The organism is Pseudomonas sp. WSY_20, from assembly GCF_043104335.1.
In the GTDB taxonomy this organism is placed as follows: Bacteria; Pseudomonadota; Gammaproteobacteria; order Pseudomonadales; family Pseudomonadaceae; genus Aquipseudomonas; species Aquipseudomonas parafulva_B.
This window is the reverse complement of the sequence record NZ_JBICKP010000022.1, coordinates 136,280-152,193: the sequence shown is the minus strand read 5'-3', so window position 1 is coordinate 152,193 and position 15,914 is coordinate 136,280. Positions and strand designations below refer to the sequence as shown.

Annotated in this window: 14 protein-coding genes; 9 read left to right on the top strand and 5 right to left on the bottom strand. The window is 61.4% G+C overall.

From position 1 onward, the window contains the following. Positions 1–72: 72 nt before the first annotated feature. Positions 73–1,017: a choline ABC transporter substrate-binding protein gene (gene choX, locus ACF8E5_RS07340; RefSeq protein ID WP_058638098.1), complete on the bottom strand. Its 945-nt coding sequence runs from the start codon at positions 1,015–1,017 to the stop codon at positions 73–75. Between the two features lie 142 nt (positions 1,018–1,159). Between choX and ACF8E5_RS07335 the strand changes: the two genes are divergently transcribed. Then, positions 1,160–2,116 (top strand): GlxA family transcriptional regulator, encoded by a 957-nt coding sequence (locus ACF8E5_RS07335; RefSeq protein WP_196126245.1) that lies wholly within the window; start codon positions 1,160–1,162, stop codon positions 2,114–2,116. Here ACF8E5_RS07335 and ACF8E5_RS07330 read toward each other — a convergent pair. The 3 genes from ACF8E5_RS07330 to ACF8E5_RS07320 form a co-directional block, all read right to left on the bottom strand. Further along, a complete protein-coding gene (locus ACF8E5_RS07330; protein ID WP_058638096.1) occupies positions 2,113–2,664 on the bottom strand; it encodes a hypothetical protein in 552 nt (183 codons plus the stop codon). The two genes, ACF8E5_RS07335 and ACF8E5_RS07330, sit on opposite strands and share 4 nt — an antisense overlap. Before the next feature lie 58 nt (positions 2,665–2,722). Continuing rightward, positions 2,723–3,439 carry a hypothetical protein gene (locus tag ACF8E5_RS07325; protein ID WP_078479264.1) on the bottom strand — a complete coding sequence of 239 codons (717 nt, stop codon included), beginning with the start codon at positions 3,437–3,439 and terminating at the stop codon, positions 2,723–2,725. A gap of 117 nt (positions 3,440–3,556) precedes the next feature. Next, complete coding sequence (locus ACF8E5_RS07320) at positions 3,557–3,958, bottom strand: lysozyme inhibitor LprI family protein (protein WP_392475083.1); 402 nt, start codon at positions 3,956–3,958, stop codon at positions 3,557–3,559. Between the two features lie 285 nt (positions 3,959–4,243). Between ACF8E5_RS07320 and ACF8E5_RS07315 the strand changes: the two genes are divergently transcribed. The 7 genes from ACF8E5_RS07315 to ACF8E5_RS07285 all read left to right on the top strand — a co-directional run bounded on the left by ACF8E5_RS07315 (position 4,244) and on the right by ACF8E5_RS07285 (position 13,085). Next, the gene (locus ACF8E5_RS07315; protein ID WP_023532386.1) at positions 4,244–5,221 is read left to right on the top strand and encodes a dipeptidase; all 978 of its coding nucleotides are present in this window, start codon (positions 4,244–4,246) and stop codon (positions 5,219–5,221) included. Positions 5,222–5,298: 77 nt separating this feature from the next. Next, positions 5,299–5,829, top strand: coding sequence for a DUF5943 domain-containing protein (locus tag ACF8E5_RS07310; protein WP_013970507.1), 531 nt, complete (start codon positions 5,299–5,301; stop codon positions 5,827–5,829). Positions 5,830–5,844: 15 nt separating this feature from the next. Next, complete coding sequence (gene dgcA / locus ACF8E5_RS07305) at positions 5,845–7,905, top strand: dimethylglycine demethylation protein DgcA (protein ID WP_027913555.1); 2,061 nt, start codon at positions 5,845–5,847, stop codon at positions 7,903–7,905. A gap of 206 nt (positions 7,906–8,111) precedes the next feature. Further along, entirely contained in the window at positions 8,112–10,067 is a 1,956-nt protein-coding gene (gene dgcB, locus ACF8E5_RS07300) for a dimethylglycine demethylation protein DgcB (RefSeq protein ID WP_058638092.1), read from the top strand. After that, the gene (locus ACF8E5_RS07295) at positions 10,067–11,299 is read left to right on the top strand and encodes an electron transfer flavoprotein subunit alpha/FixB family protein (protein WP_058602964.1); all 1,233 of its coding nucleotides are present in this window, start codon (positions 10,067–10,069) and stop codon (positions 11,297–11,299) included. The genes dgcB and ACF8E5_RS07295 overlap by 1 nt, the downstream gene beginning before the upstream one ends. Positions 11,300–11,309: 10 nt before the next feature. Further along, the gene (locus ACF8E5_RS07290) at positions 11,310–12,080 is read left to right on the top strand and encodes an electron transfer flavoprotein subunit beta (protein WP_058638091.1); all 771 of its coding nucleotides are present in this window, start codon (positions 11,310–11,312) and stop codon (positions 12,078–12,080) included. A gap of 177 nt (positions 12,081–12,257) precedes the next feature. After that, positions 12,258–13,085: an RHS repeat-associated core domain-containing protein gene (locus tag ACF8E5_RS07285; protein WP_078479462.1), complete on the top strand. Its 828-nt coding sequence runs from the start codon at positions 12,258–12,260 to the stop codon at positions 13,083–13,085. Positions 13,086–13,157: 72 nt separating this feature from the next. Here ACF8E5_RS07285 and gbcA read toward each other — a convergent pair whose 3' ends face one another. Beyond that, positions 13,158–14,450, bottom strand: coding sequence for a glycine-betaine demethylase subunit GbcA (gbcA, locus tag ACF8E5_RS07280; protein WP_058638090.1), 1,293 nt, complete (start codon positions 14,448–14,450; stop codon positions 13,158–13,160). A gap of 294 nt (positions 14,451–14,744) precedes the next feature. On the opposite strand from gbcA, the gene gbcB reads away from it, so the two are divergent. Next, positions 14,745–15,845: a glycine-betaine demethylase subunit GbcB gene (gene gbcB / locus ACF8E5_RS07275; protein ID WP_058638089.1), complete on the top strand. Its 1,101-nt coding sequence runs from the start codon at positions 14,745–14,747 to the stop codon at positions 15,843–15,845. The last annotated feature ends 69 nt before the right edge of the window (positions 15,846–15,914 follow it).

Sequence of the window (15,914 nt, the reverse complement as noted above, 5' to 3'; positions counted from 1 at the left end):
CCCTGCAAGGTTCTGGACGAACCTTGGTGTCCGTGGATCTGTAGGGGCTGGTTTGTCGGTGATGGGGCGGTTTCAGTTGGCGGTAAGCTTGAGATTGTCGGCGGCCGGTTTGCCATCGAAGGTGGTTACACCCTCAAGCCAGCGGGCCTTGTCCTCGGGGTGGTCCTTGAGCCATTGGCGCGCCGATTCCAGCGGGTCCTTGTGATCGAGCAATGGCTGCATCATGCGGCTCTCGTCTTCGGCGCTGAAACTCAGGTTGGCCAGCAGGCGGTTGGCATTGGGGCAGCGCGCTGCATAATCGGGTGCGGTGACGGTCCACACCGTCGCGCGGCCTTCGTCCGGGCCGAGCGCGTCCTGGCTGTCCCCGAGGTACACCATGTCGATGTTCACGTTCATGGGGTGTGGGGTCCAGCCGAAGAACACCACGGCTTCCTTGCGCCGTACTGCCCGGTCCACGGCGGCCAGCATGCCCGCTTCGCTGGACTCGACCAGCTGGAATTTGCCCAGGCCGAACTGGTTCTTGGCAATCATGGCCTTGATTTGGGTGTTGGCGCCCGAACCCGGCTCGATGCCATAGAGCTTGCCTCCAAGCTCCTTCTCGAATTTATGGATGTCGGCGAAGGTGCGCAGCCCCTTGTCGGCCAGGTATTTGGGCACTGCCAAGGTGGCCCGGGCATCTTCGAGGCTGGCCTTGTCCATGACTTTGACCTGCCCGGCATCGATGAAGGGGGTGATGGTCTGGGTCATGATCGGGTTCCAGTAGCCCAGGAACATGTCCAGGCGTTTGTCGCGAATGCCAGCGAAGATGATCTGCTGCGACGCGCTGGTTTGCTTGGTGGTGTAACCCAGGCCATCGAACAAAGCCTGGGCGATGGCGCTGGTCGCGATCACATCGGTCCAGTTGACCACGCCCAGACGGACATTCTTGCAAGCAGCGGCATCGGCGGCGTAAAGCGAGGGGGTAGCAAGGCTGGTCAGGGCCAAGGTCAACAGGCTGCGGCGGATCAAGCTGTGCATGGTGGCTCTCCATCGGCAGTGCATATTTTTATGGGGGCGGCCTCTGCGGACCGTGTGAACACGCTACGCTGGTGGCACTATTGAAAATCGCACGCCGGCGACCAACATTTGCACGCAGGCGACCTGTTCGCTGGGGCATGCCATGGCGCGGATCATCCACTTTCTGTTGTTGCCCGGTTTCTCTGCCATGGGGTTCATCAGTGCCCTGGAGCCCCTGCGCGTGGCCAACAGGTTCAAAGCCCAGGCATACCACTGGCAGGTATTGAGCCTGGATGGGAGCGCCGTGAACGCCAGCAACGGCATGTCAGTCAATGCCGATGCAGCGTTGGGCGCGCAAACGCCCTGCAGTACATTGCTGATCGTGGCAGGCTTCGAACCCCTGGGCTGCTACGCCCCAAAGCTTCAGCAAAGCCTGCGCCGCCTGGCTCACGAGGGCGTCATGCTAGGCGGTATCGATACCGGCGCTGTGGTGCTGGCCGAGGCAGGCTTGCTCGATGGTCATCGTGCGACCGTGCATTGGGAGGCGCTGGATGCGTTCAGGGAAAACTATCCCAGCCTGCATGCCACCCAGGAGCTGTTCGAAATTGACCGGCAACGCATCACCTGTGCGGGCGGGACCGCTTCGATCGACTTGATGCTCGATCTGATCGCCCAGGCCCATGGCGCCGAGCTCGCTGTGCAAGTTTCCGAGCAGTTCGTGTTGAGCCGTATTCGACCGCGCCAAGATCATCAGCGCATGCAGATTGCTGCACGCTATGGCATCAGCAACCGCAAGCTGGTGCAGGTGATCACAGAGATGGAAAAGCATACCGAACACCCGCTTGGTACAACAGAATTGGCCGCGCGCGTGATGATCACGCGTCGTCAGATGGAGCGCCTGTTCAGGTTGCATCTCAACGATACGCCCAGCGGTTTTTACCTTGGCCTGCGCCTGGACAAGGCTCGCCAGTTGCTGCGCCAGACCCAGATGACGATCACCCAGGTCAGCGTGGCATGCGGTTTTGAACTGCCGTCGTACTTTACCCGACGTTACAAGCGCCGCTTCGGGTGCTGCCCACGCGAAGAGCGCAAGTTCGTGAAGTCGTCTCCACCGAATTAGAGGTGATCGATGCTGCTATGCGCTTCGAGACGTCGTTCTACGCAGTCTCTGTACAGCGCTGCGTATTCATCGACAAGCCGGATACCCAAGTGATCCAGTTCAAGCAACGCCTTGGTTCGACTCGTATCTGGGTTGGTCGAGCAGGCCATGTGCAGAACGATGGCCACGGGCCGTGCCGCCTCGTCAGTGTCGAAGTCGATGAGCATGTGTGAGCTTGCCGATCGAATCTTCAACAAGGCCGGGTCTGGCTGCTTCAGTCCCTGCAGAATGTCGTTGCCCACACGTTGGAACTTGAGATTCTTGCCTTGGGGAGCGGGGATCCAACCTGAGAAGATGTCTTCGAAAACTGCCTCGGTGGGCACGTACGGTATTGTTCTGGTGGTCCGCTCGAATAACAAGGCGCCGTAGCGCTCCAGGTTGGTTAGAAAATGCTCGAACCAGCGTTGGCTGTCCAGGTGTTGATTGTGGACAAGGTTGGCTTCCAACTGCGCCACGCGCAGGCAGCCCTGCAGGTCCTCGTAAGGGTGGCTGACAACTTCCATGGGCATTAGATAGGCCTTCGGCAAACAGGGAAGCTTGGCGCCGCAGCGCGGCGCCAGGGCTTGTTCAGATGTCCAGGGCCAGAATATCGACGGCCTGGCTGGCCAGTTTCAGCCTGACCGCTTCGCGCATGGCATTGAAGTGGCGGATGCTGAAGGAACCCTGCTGCGAGGCGCGATACACACGGGTATTGGACTTGTCGAGGGTGCGGCCAGTGGCGCCGGCAGTCTTCTCGGCTTTGTCGTAGCTCAGTTGAACACTGGTCATGTGCATGATCGGCAGCCCCTGTGGCGACATTTCGCAGGTCGAAATCTGCACGGTGCTGGATTTACCGGAAACGCTCGCGGCGCTTTCTTCCAGCAACTGCTGGGCCTTGGGTGTCTTGACGATCACTTCGAAAGAGCGTTTGACGCAGCGGTTCAGACGATGGTTGTGGCCAATCTGCACCGAGACGATTTCTGGCACCAGGGTTGCCAGGGTATGGGTGTCCTTGTCGACCGCCTCTTCCACATGGGCGGCGCCGGTCAGCGTCCAGCCGAACTTGCCGAGCCCATCATTGTAGAAGTTGTACCACTCGCGCTGCTGCGTTTCCTTGTCGAACTTCTTGTTCGCCGACAGGTTCATCAGGCGCATGCCGTCCAGCACGTCTTCAGCGACGCTGGCCGGTACGTCTGGTGCGAAGATGCACACAGTGTTTGCCACCATGACGGCCCGCTCTTCGCCTTCTTTCTTCAAGGCAGCGATGGCACTGTCCATGTCGGTTTTCGTGAGGTTCACGGTCATATCTGCGACTCCTGTTAAGTGGGTGAAGCGCCTTGGATAAGGGCACTTGGCACTCACTTTGATACGAGCCAGCTTGATGAATAAGCCGCAAACTTTTCCTAACCAGGCAGTCCTACTCTACTGTTGCAGAATCGATTGCAGGTATTCGGACCGGTCATCAGTGCGCTGCGCGACGCAGGTGTCCCAGGCTGCCTGGTAAGCCTTGCCGTTGGTGGGCAGGGCGAAGGTTTCCGCCTTGCAATCGGCATCGCGAAGCTGCGTCCATAGCCCCTGAGCCTGTTTCAAGCGCTCGATCATCGTTGCTGCAATGCCGCCTTTGTCGTCAAACGCGTCGTGAATGCGCTGGAGAAGTTCGTCATAGGCCGATTTTAGCTCCCGTTCGGAAGCTTGCTTGTTGAACGCTGCGCAGGCATGGGCTTGCGCCTCTGTCTCGACGTTATCGCATGGGGTATTTTCCTCCTCACCGGCCTGGGCTGCTGCCGCCACCGCCAGCAGTACCACTGCTGCCATCGCTTTCATTCGCTGTTTCCTCCATCGACTGACGAATGCCGACGATTCTCGCGCACTCTCGGCGCGTACGGTATCACCTGGGCAAATTGTTCATCAAAGGACCCTCCATGGTCGTTATCGAGACTGTGTCTCATCGCCACAGACCGCGCCAGAGCGCGCGTTGTCGCGCATTGACGCTTTCGGCAAACCCCCTGTCGTTTTTGCATCGGGGCGCCTCGGGGCACAGGCATATGCTGGCCCCAAAGCGCCGGCACAAGGTTTGGCGCCAGCCCATTCAATAAAAGGGGACGCCTGATGAGCCCAGCCGAATTACACGCCGACAGCATCGTCATCGATGGCCTGATCATCGCCAAGTGGAACCGCGAGCTGTTCGAGGATATGCGCAAAGGTGGCCTTACCGCCGCCAACTGCACCGTGTCGGTTTGGGAAGGTTTCAAGGCCACCGTCGACCAGATCGCCGCCAGCCAGAAGCTTATCCGCGAGAACAGCGACCTGGTGATGCCCGTGCGCACCACCGCCGATATTCGCAAGGCCAAGGAACTGGGCAAGACCGGTATCCTCTTCGGCTTCCAGAACGCCCATGCCTTCGAAGATCAGATCGGTTACGTGGAGGTGTTCAAGCAGCTGGGCGTGGGCATCGTGCAGATGTGCTACAACACCCAGAACCTGGTGGGCACCGGCTGCTACGAGCGCGACGGCGGCCTGTCAGGCTTCGGTCGCGAGATCGTTGCCGAAATGAACCGCGTCGGCATCATGTGCGACTTGTCCCACGTCGGGTCCAAAACCTCCGAGGAAGTCATCCTCGAATCGAAAAAGCCGGTGTGCTACTCCCACTGCTTGCCATCGGGCCTCAAGGAGCACCCTCGCAACAAGTCCGATGAGGAACTGAAGTTCATCGCCGACCACGGTGGTTTCGTTGGCGTGACCATGTTTGCACCGTTCCTGGCCAAGGGGATCGACTCGACCATCGACGATTATGCCGAGGCCATCGAGTACACCATGAACATCGTGGGTGAAGATGCCATCGGCATCGGTACCGACTTCACCCAAGGTCACGGCAAGGAATTCTTCGAATACCTCACCCACGACAAGGGCTACGCCCGTCGCCTGACCAACTTCGGCAAGATCATCAACCCACTGGGCATTCGTACCGTGGGCGAGTTCCCCAACCTCACCGAGACTTTGCTCAAACGTGGCCACTCCGAGCGCGTGGTTCGCAAGATCATGGGCGAGAACTGGGTCAACGTGTTGAAAGACGTCTGGGGCGAATAAGCCGCTCTCCAAGCTTCAAGCCCCTGCCAGCAACGCCGGGGCAACCCAATAAAAATTTTTTCTGGAGTTGAGTTTCCATGGCCAAGATCGCCCCGCAATTGCCAATCGAAGTCGACAGCGAGACCGGTGTCTGGACCAGCGACGCCTTGCCGATGCTGTACGTGCCACGCCATTTCTTCGTCAACAACCACATGGGCATCGAAGAGGTCCTGGGCGCCGACAAGTACGCCGAAATTCTCTACAAGGCCGGTTACAAGTCGGCGTGGCACTGGTGCGAGAAGGAAGCCGAGTGCCATGGCCTGGAAGGGGTCGCGGTCTTTGAGCACTACATGAAACGCCTGAGCCAGCGCGGCTGGGGGCTGTTCGAGATTCAGGACATCGATCTGGACAAGGGCACGTGCAGCGTCAAGCTCAAGCACTCGGCTTTCGTCTATGTCTATGGCAAGTGCGGCCGCAAGGTCGACTACATGTTCACTGGCTGGTTCGCCGGTGCCATGGACCAGATTCTCGCTGCCCGCGGCAGCTCGATCCGCACTGTTGCCGAGCAGGTATATGGCGGGTCGGAAGAAGGCCACGAAGATGGCCTGTTCGTAACGAAGCCGTTGTAAGCCGGAGATAGCGTCATGGCATTCGAAGCAATGTTCCAGCCGATCCAGATCGGCAAACTGACCGTCCGCAACCGCGTGCTCAGCACCGCGCACGCCGAGGTCTACGCCACTGACGGCGGCATGACGACCGACCGCTATGTGAAGTATTACGAAGAGAAGGCCAAGGGTGGCATCGGCTTGGCCATCTGCGGCGGCTCGTCCGTGGTGGCCATCGACAGTCCGCAGGAATGGTGGTCGTCGGTCAACCTGTCCACCGACCGTATCATTCCGCACTTCCAGAACCTGGCCGACGCCATGCACAAGCATGGCGCCAAGATCATGATCCAGATTACCCACATGGGTCGTCGTTCGCGCTGGGATGGCTTCAACTGGCCGACCCTGATGTCGCCCTCGGGCATCCGCGAACCGGTGCACCGCGCCACCTGCAAGACCATCGAGGTGGAAGAGATCTGGCGTGTGATCGGTAACTATGCGCAGGCGGCCCGCCGTGCCAAGGAAGGTGGCCTCGATGGCGTCGAGCTGTCGGCGGTGCACCAGCACATGATCGACCAGTTCTGGAGCCCGCGCGTCAACAAGCGTACCGACGAGTGGGGCGGCAGCTTCGAAGGCCGCATGAAGTTCGGCCTGGAAGTACTCAAGGCCGTGCGTGCCGAAGTGGGCGACGACTTCTGCGTGGGCATGCGTATCTGCGGCGACGAGTTCCACCCCGATGGCCTCAGCCACGAAGACATGAAGCAGATCGCTGCCTACTACGATGGCACCGGCATGCTCGACTTCATCGGTGTGGTGGGCTCGGGTTGCGATACCCACAACACCCTGGCCAACGTCATTCCGAACATGAGCTACCCGCCAGAGCCGTTCCTACATTTGGCAGCTGGCATCAAGGAAGTGGTCAAGGTCCCGGTCCTGCACGCGCAGAACATCAAGGACCCAAACCAGGCTACCCGGATTCTCGAAGGTGGTTATGTGGACATGGTCGGCATGACCCGTGCACACATGGCCGACCCGCACCTGATCGCCAAGATCAAGATGGGCCAGATCGACCAGATCAAGCAGTGCGTCGGCGCCAACTACTGCATCGACCGCCAGTACCAAGGCCTGGACGTGCTGTGCATCCAGAACGCCGCGACCTCCCGTGAGTACATGGGTGTGCCGCACATCATCGAGAAGACCACCGGCGCCAAGCGCAAGGTGGTCATCGTCGGTGCCGGCCCTGCCGGCATGGAGGCGGCGCGCGTGGCCGCCGAGCGTGGCCACGATGTGACCCTGTTCGAAAAACGCGACCAGATCGGTGGCCAGATCACCATCGCGGCCAAGGCGCCGCAACGTGACCAGATTGCTGGCATTACCCGCTGGTACCAATTGGAGCTGGCCCGCCTGAAGGTGGACCTGCGCCTGGGCACTGCGGCCGATGTGGACACCATCCAGGATCTGCGCCCGGACATCATCGTGCTGGCCGTGGGCGGGCATTCGTTCCTGGAGCAGAACGAACATTGGGGTGCAGCAGAAGGGCTGGTGGTCAGCAGCTGGGACGTGCTCGACGGCAAGGTCGCGCCGGGCAAGAACGTGCTGGTGTACGACACCATCTGCGAGTTCACCGGCATGTCGGTGGCCGACTTCATTGCTGACAAGGGCAGCCAGGTCGAGATCGTCACCGACGACATCAAGCCGGGTGTGGCCATGGGCGGTACGACCTTCCCGACCTACTACCGCAGCATGTACCCCAAGGAAGTGATCATGACCGGGGACATGATGCTGGAGAAAGTCTACCGCGAGGGCGACAAGCTGGTCGCTGTGCTGGAGAACGAGTACACCGGTGCCAAGGAAGAGCGGGTGGTCGATCAGGTGGTGGTGGAAAACGGCGTGCGTCCGGACGAGCAGCTGTACTACGCCCTCAAGGACGGCTCGCGCAACAAGGGCCAGATCGACGTGGAGGCGCTGTTCGCCATCAAGCCACAGCCGATCCTGAGCCAGCCAGGCGAAGGCTACCTGCTGTACCGCATCGGCGACTGTGTGGCCCAGCGTAACGTGCATGCGGCGATCTACGATGCCTTGCGGCTGTGCAAGGACTTCTGATCGCACCGCCTTTCTGAAAGCGGGACTGGCCCCCCTGTAGGAGCGGCCTTGCGCCGCGAAAGGGCTGCGAAGCGGCCCCAGCATTTGATCAGTACCACGGATGCTGGGGCCGCTTCGCAGCCCTTTCGCGGCAACAGGCCGCCCCTACAGGGGCCCGCGCTGGCCTTCGGGGTGGCGCAAGAATCTAGCTGTTGTGGGAGCTTCCCATGTTGAACACCCTTCTACCCATCCTGCTGTTCGCCGCGCTCGGGCTTGCCGTGCTCGGTGCGCTGCGCCGTGTGAACATGTGGCGCCGTGGCCGGCCCTCCAAGGTGGACCTGGTCGGCGGCCTGCTGGCCATGCCGCGCCGCTACCTGGTGGACCTGCACCATGTGGTCGAGCGCGACAAGTACATGTCCAACACCCACGTGGCCACCGCTGGTGGTTTCGTGCTCTCGGCGCTGCTGGCGATCCTGGTGCACGGTTTCGGCCTGCAGAGCAAGGTCCTGGGTTACGCCTTGCTGCTGGCCACGGTGGTCATGTTCACCGGCGCCATCTTCGTCTTCAAGCGCCGCCTGAACCCGCCTTCGCGCCTGTCCAAGGGCCCGTGGATGCGCCTGCCCAAGAGCCTGCTGGTATTTGCTGCCAGCTTCTTCATCGCCACCTTGCCGGTGGCCGGTATTCTGCCGGCCAACACGGGCGGCTGGGTGATGGTCGGCATTCTGGGCCTGGGCGTGCTGTGGGGCGTGTCGGAGCTCTTCTTCGGCATGACCTGGGGCGGGCCCATGAAGCACGCCTTCGCCGGTGCCCTGCACCTGGCCTGGCACCGGCGCGCCGAGCGTTTCGGTGGCGGCCGCTCGACCGGCCTCAAGCCGTTGGACCTGGAAGACCCACGTGCGCCGCTTGGCGTGGAAAAGCCGGTGGACTTCACCTGGAACCAGCTGCTGGGCTTTGATGCCTGCGTGCAATGCGGCAAGTGCGAGGCCATGTGCCCGGCCTTCGCCGCTGGGCAGCCGTTGAACCCGAAAAAACTCATTCAGGACATGGTCATCGGCCTGGCCGGTGGCACTGACGCCAAGTTCGCCGGCAGCCCTTACCCCGGCAAGCCGATTGGCGAGCATGGTGGCCATCCGCACCAGCCGATCGTCAACGGCCTGGTGGATGCCGAGACACTTTGGTCGTGCACCACTTGCCGCGCCTGCGTTGAAGAGTGCCCGATGATGATCGAGCACGTCGATGCCATCGTCGATATGCGCCGCCACCTCACCCTGGAAAAGGGCGCCACCCCGAACAAGGGTGCCGAAGTGCTCGACAACCTGATTGCCACTGACAACCCCGGTGGTTTCGCACCGGGTGGCCGCATGAACTGGGCTGCCGACCTGAACCTCAAGCTGCTGTCGGAGGTGAAGAGCACCGAGGTGCTGTTCTGGGTGGGCGACGGCGCGTTCGACATGCGCAACCAGCGCACGCTGCGTTCGTTCGTCAAGGTACTCAAGGCTTCGGGTGTGGACTTCGCCGTGCTGGGCCTGGAGGAGCGCGACAGCGGCGACGTGGCGCGCCGCCTGGGTGACGAAGCGACGTTCCAGCAACTGGCCAAACGCAATATCCAGACCCTGGCCAAGTACAAGTTCCAGCGCATCGTCACCTGCGACCCGCACAGCTTCCATGTGCTCAAGAATGAATACGGCGCACTGGGCGGCAACTACCAGGTGCAGCACCACAGCACCTACATTGCCGAGCTGATTGGCGCCAACAAACTCAACCTGGGGCAGCACAAGGGCGGCAGCGTCACCTACCACGATCCGTGCTACCTGGGCCGCTACAACGGCGAGTACGAGGCGCCTCGCGAGGTGCTCCGCGCGCTGGGAATCGAAGTTCGCGAAATGGAGCGCTCGGGCTTTCGCTCACGCTGCTGTGGCGGGGGAGGCGGTGCGCCGATCACTGACATCCCTGGCAAACAGCGTATTCCCGACATGCGCATGGACGACATCCGCACCACCGAAGCCGAAGTGGTTGCCGTGGGCTGCCCGCAGTGCACGGCCATGCTTGAAGGGGTAGTAGAGCCACGGCCGCTGATCAAGGACCTGGCCGAACTGGTGGCCGATGTACTGATCGAGGAAGAGGCCCAGCCAGCGGCTGCCAAGCCTGCGAAATCCAAACGTGAACCTGCGGAGGTGCATTGATGAGCGACATCATCCGCCGCGACCCTCGCGCCGAGTGGATCGCCCGTAACCGCCTGCATCCGCTGCATGCAGCCATGCAGACGCAACAGACCAGCTGGATGGGGCCCAACGGCCTCGTGCGCAAGAACCCTCACGCCAGTGCAGCGGGCTTCATCGGCCCCAATGGGCTCAAGCGCATCGACCGCTCGGGGGCCCAGCAGGGCACCAGTGGTGGCGCACGCCGTAGCGCTGCGGTCGAAGTGCAGTTGCCGCTGCACCAGGTGCCAGAGCCTGCGTTCTACATTGCCGTAGTACCGGACATGATCGGCGGGCGCCTGGGTAGCCATGACCGCGACCTGCTGGGCCTAGCCCATGGGCTGGCGGGCAGTGACGGTGCGGTACTGGCAATCGTGTTCGGCGAGCACAAGGAAACCAACTTTGCCGGCGCAGGTGTGGACCGCTTGCTGGTCATCGAAGGCGAGGCGTATCAAGGGTATGCACCGGAGCAGTTGGTGCAGGGCCTGCGCGCTGTCGACAACCAGTTCGCTCCGCGCCACTGGCTGCTGCCAGACAGCCGCACCGGCGGTGGCGAGCTCGGCCGACGCCTGGGTGCTGCGCTGGGCGAGCGCCCGGCAACACGCGTCTGGCAGGTCAAGGATGGGCAGTGCATCGGCCGCGCCGGTGCGGGCCAGCAAGACATGCAACGCGCGCTGCCACGCCTGATCCTGGCTGCGGCCGAATGTGCAGAGCCTGTCAGCGAAACCCGTCACGAGGCTTTACCGGTCGAGTTGTCCGGCAGTGTGGCGCGCAGTATCTCGCGCATCGAGGACCTGGGCTCGGTGGCCGTCGACCCGGCCAAGATCGCCATGGCCGAAGCCGAGTTCATCGTATCCGGCGGTAACGGGGTCAAGGACTGGGCCTTGTTCCACAAGGCGACCACGGCACTGGGCGCGACCCAAGGTGCATCGCGGGTGGCGGTGGATGATGGCCACATGCCGCGTGATCGCCAGGTCGGCGCCACGGGTACGTGGGTAACGGCTCGGGTGTACATGGCGGTGGGTATCTCTGGCGCGATCCAGCACCTGCAGGGCATCGGTGCGTGCGACAAAGTGGTGGCGATCAACATGGATCCGGGTTGCGACATGATCAAACGGGCCGACCTGTCGGTGATTGGCGACAGCGCGGCGATTCTTCAGGCACTGATCGACGCTGTGGAGCAGTTCCGCAACGGCGCCCAGCGTGACGCGGCATAAGGGCACGAGCATGAGTACGAAAGTCATCAGCCTGGTTTCGATCGGTGCGCATCCAAGCTCCGGTCGCACGCGGCGCGCCGAGCAGGACTCGCGGGCAGTCGAGTTGGGCCTGCAACTGGCCGGCGAAGACCTGCAAGTCGTGCACGCAGGGGATCCCCGTGAGGAAGCGTTGCGCGGTTACCTGGGGATGGGCCTGGAACATTTGGATGTGCTTGAGCAACCCGCAGGCGCCGATGTGCTGGGAGTACTAGGCGATTACCTGCGCGGTGCCGGTGCGCAACTGGTACTTACCGGCAGCCAGGCCGAGACGGGGGAGGGGTCGGGCATGCTGCCGTTCCTGCTCGCCGAAAAACTTGGCTGGCCGTTGGTGGTGGGGCTGGCCGAGGTGGAATCCATCGAGAACGGTACTGCCCAGGTGTTGCAGGCGCTACCGCGCGGTCAGCGCCGGCGTTTGAAAGTACGCCTACCCATGGTGGCGACAGTGGATAATGCCGCGCCAAAGCCGCGTCAAAGCGCCTTCGGGCCAGCGCGCCGTGGTGTGCTGGCGGCGCAGGACGTACAGGTGGTGGAGGATGAGCTGTTGGGCGAAGAGGCCCTTCAGCCGGCGCGTCCACGGCCCAAGCGCTTGAAGGTTATCAAGGCCAAGAGCGGCGCTGACCGGATGAAGGCCGCAACGGCCAAGGCCAGTGGGGGCGGGGGCAAGGTGCTGAAGGACGTCACGCCGCAGGAAGGCGCCGAAGCCATCATGAAACTATTGGTGGAGGAAGGCGTGCTGCGCTGATGGGCATGCCACATGACTGAACCTGCGAGGTATCCAGCGCAGTAGCTGGCAGTGATCGCGGGTTCGTCCGCTCTCACAATGAACGATACGCGCCGTTCACTACCTGTCATTTCTGCCAGTTCGCAAGCACCGCATCCTCACTTACTCTACGCGTATGCCAAGCGAGTCAGAGTGATCATGGCGACCCTTCTGGATAGCACCGACCGACTTTATTCTGTATCGGGAAAAAGTCACCGCAAGCCACTTGCCTACACACCCTACGGTGCCCGGTGCTTGGCACAGGCCACCTGCATAGGGTTCTGTGGTGAGTTCAGGGATGCGCTGACGGCTAAGTATCCGCTAGGAAACGGTCGTCGTTTCTACAGTCCCAGGCTGGGGCGCTTCACCAGCCCGGACTCGCTGAGCCCATTTGGCAAGGGGGGTATCAATGCATACGGGTACTGCGGTGGTGATCCCGTCAATCGCCACGATCCGGATGGCGCTTTCTGGAGCGCTCTGCTCAGAACCATTGGTGTTGCATCCAGCGGCGCAACGCTCTTCGGTTCATTGATGCGAACCGCCAGGAACGTTGTTGGGCGTAGAAGCGCATTCAAGGCTGCAAGCACCAATGCAAGCAGAGAAAGTCCGCTCAATCATACGGAGTTGACGCAGGCTTCCAGGGTTGCAAACCAGCAATTCTTCATCACTGGAAGCGCAGGGGTGGCGGGTCAGCTCACTGCCGCGTTCACAGGTGCAACTGCCACTTTTCAATCGGCCACGGATGTACTGGGCGTCGTGAACGCAGTCACGAATCTGAGCGGCGGCTCGATCGGTAACTTTGCGGCTGCTCGCGAGGTAGTCGGTTATTTGCGGGCTAACCCGCGAGAAATTCCCACAGTAGCCTTCGAGACGCTGATGGATGTCACGATGGTGGACGAGATGCTATCCACTGTTGGCCGTGGGTTCATATCAGCTGCGGCCAAGATAAGGTCCTGGGGTACTCGCCCCTATGACGTGCAGAGCTAGCGTTAAGAATGCCATGAGGCCAAGCACGCTCTGCCGGTGAAAGGCAGAGCGCGCTACTGCTCCATCTGATAACTACTGAGCTAGCACTTCCTTCAAGTACGGAGCAGGCTCCGCCCCCAAGTTGTTCAGCAAGCGCCCGCTGTACCAGTCAATGAAATTCACCACGCCAAACTCGTAGGTCTTCGAGTAAGGCCCAGGCTGGTATGCCGTGGAATTGATGCCTCGCTGGTTCTCTTCTGCCAGGCGGCGGTCCTGGTCGTTGGTGGCGTCCCACACCTTTCGCATGTTCTCAGGGTTGTAGTCCACGCCTTCGACGGCATCCTTGTGCACCAGCCACTTGGTGGTGACCATGGTTTCCTGGGCGCTGATCGGCCACACGGTGAACACGATCATGTGATCGCCCATGCAGTGGTTCCAGGAGTGCGGCAGGTGCAGGATGCGCATCGAGCCCAGGTCTGGGTTCTTGATGCGGCCCATCAGCTTCTGGCAGGCCTGCTTGCCGTCCATGGTCATCGAGACCGTGCCCTTGAGCAGCGGCATGCGCACGATACGGTTACGCAGGCCGTGGCTCTTGTGCAGGTACGGGATCTTCTCGGCTTCCCAGGCGGCAGCAGAGGCGGCCACGTGGTCCTTGAATTCCTGGCTGGCGCGTGGGTCGTTGGTGTCGTCCCATTCCAGCAGGGTCTGCAGCAGCTCCGGGTGCGAGCCATTGCAGTGATAGCATTCACGGTTGTTTTCCAGCACCAGCTTCCAGTTGGCCTTTTCCATCAAGGTGGTCTGCACCGCCACCTTGGCATTTTCCATGTCGTACGGTTCCATGTAGTGGTCAAGGGTGGCCAGGAACTCGTCGATGGCTGGTGGGTTTTCCGCCAGGCTGATGAAGATGTAGCCGCCAGCGACCTTCACGTTCACAGGCTTGAGGCCGTACTGGTTCATGTCGAAGTCGGCGCCCATTTCGGTGCCGGCGAACAGCAGGCGGCCGTCCAGCTCGTAGGTCCACTGGTGGTAAGGGCACACCAGCTTGGCCACCTTGCCTTTTTCGCTGACGCACAGGCGCGAGCCGCGGTGACGGCACACGTTGTGAAACGCATGCACCTTGCCCTCGGTACCACGCACTACAATGATCGGGTTCTTGCCGATCTGCAGCGTGAGGTAATTGCCCTTCGCCGGGATCTCGCAGGTCATGCCGGCGATCAGCCACTCCTTGTGGAAAATCTCCTGCATGTCGATCTGGAACAGACGCTCGTCGGTGTAGAACGGCTGGGGCAGCGAGTAGGTGCGCTCGCGGTTCTGCAGCATCTGGGCAGTCGCCTTGCGTGCAGGTTCAAGTGGATCGCCCAGGCTCAGGGTTGCGGTGACGTCCATCGTGTATTCCTCGGGGCCGTGTGCGGCCGGCAAAAGGTGGCTAATCGTTGTTGTGGTGCCGCAAGGCTGTTAACCATGAACAGCGTGTTGTTTTGCGGTGGAGTGTGCGTCCGAAGGCGGCGTGAACCGTATCCATGGGCGACATGGCCGATTTGAATTACGACGCCGCAACCCTTGTCGTGCGGGGCTGGTCGCGATAAGTACGCCGATGTCGCTGGCAGGAATGTTCAAGGTCGCAAGCTTGAGCATCATCCGAGCCATAAAAAGGCCAACTGTCGGCTGCTGGAGATGAACATGTCCGAAACCTTCCTCAATCCGGTCACTACTCAGACCTGGGCCAACGGCCGCCACATCGTGCGCTGCGTCAAGGTCATCCAGGAGACCTGGGACGTGCGCACCTTCTGCTTCATGGCAGACCAGCCGATCATGTTCTTCTTCAAGCCCGGGCAATTCGTGACCCTGGAGCTGGAAATCGAAGGCAAGCCGGTGATGCGTTCCTACACCATATCCAGCTCGCCATCGGTGCCCTACAGCTTCTCCATCACGGTCAAGCGCGTACCCGGCGGACTGGTGTCCAACTTCCTGCATGACACCATGCACGAAGGTGCCGAGCTGCCGGTACACGGACCTGTGGGGCTGTTCAACGCCATCGATTTTCCAGGCGCCAAGGTGCTGTACCTGTCTGGCGGCGTGGGCATCACCCCGGTCATGTCCATGGCCCGCTGGTTCTATGACACCAACGCCAATGTCGACATGGTCTTCGTTCACAGTGCCCGTTCACCCAAGGACATCATCTACCATCGCGAACTGGAGCAGATGGCGTCCCGCGTGCCCAATTTCAGCCTGCACATCATCTGCGAGAAGCATGGCCTGGGCGAGCCTTGGGCGGGCTACCGTGGCTACCTGAACCAACGGCTGATGGAGCTGATCGCGCCGGACTACATGGAGCGTGTGGTGTTCTGCTGTGGCCCGACCCCTTACATGACGGCGGTCAAGCGCATGCTCGAGGCTGTCGGCTTCGACATGAACAATTACCACGAGGAGTCGTTCGGGGCGACGCCAGCCGAAGCCAAGGCCGATGCGGTCGAACACGCCGAAGCGGCCGCCGAGGCACCTGAAGTGGACGCCGCCGACCTCAACCTGGTTGAGTTCATCGGCAGCGAGAAGAGCATCCGCATCGCCCCCGGCGAAACCGTGCACGCTGCAGCGGCCAAGGTCGGCCTGATGATCCCGAAAGCTTGCGGCATGGGCATTTGCGGTACCTGCAAGGTGCTCAAGCTGGGTGGCGAAGTCGAAATGGAGCATAACGGCGGTATCACCGAGGAAGATGAAGCCGAGGGGTACATCCTGTCGTGCTGCAGCGTGCCGAAAGGGGATGTGCGCATCGACTACTGAGTTTCTGGCACGGCCTTGGATCTGTCAGGGGGGGCTGCTGTGCAGCTCCCTGTGTTTGACTGACCGATG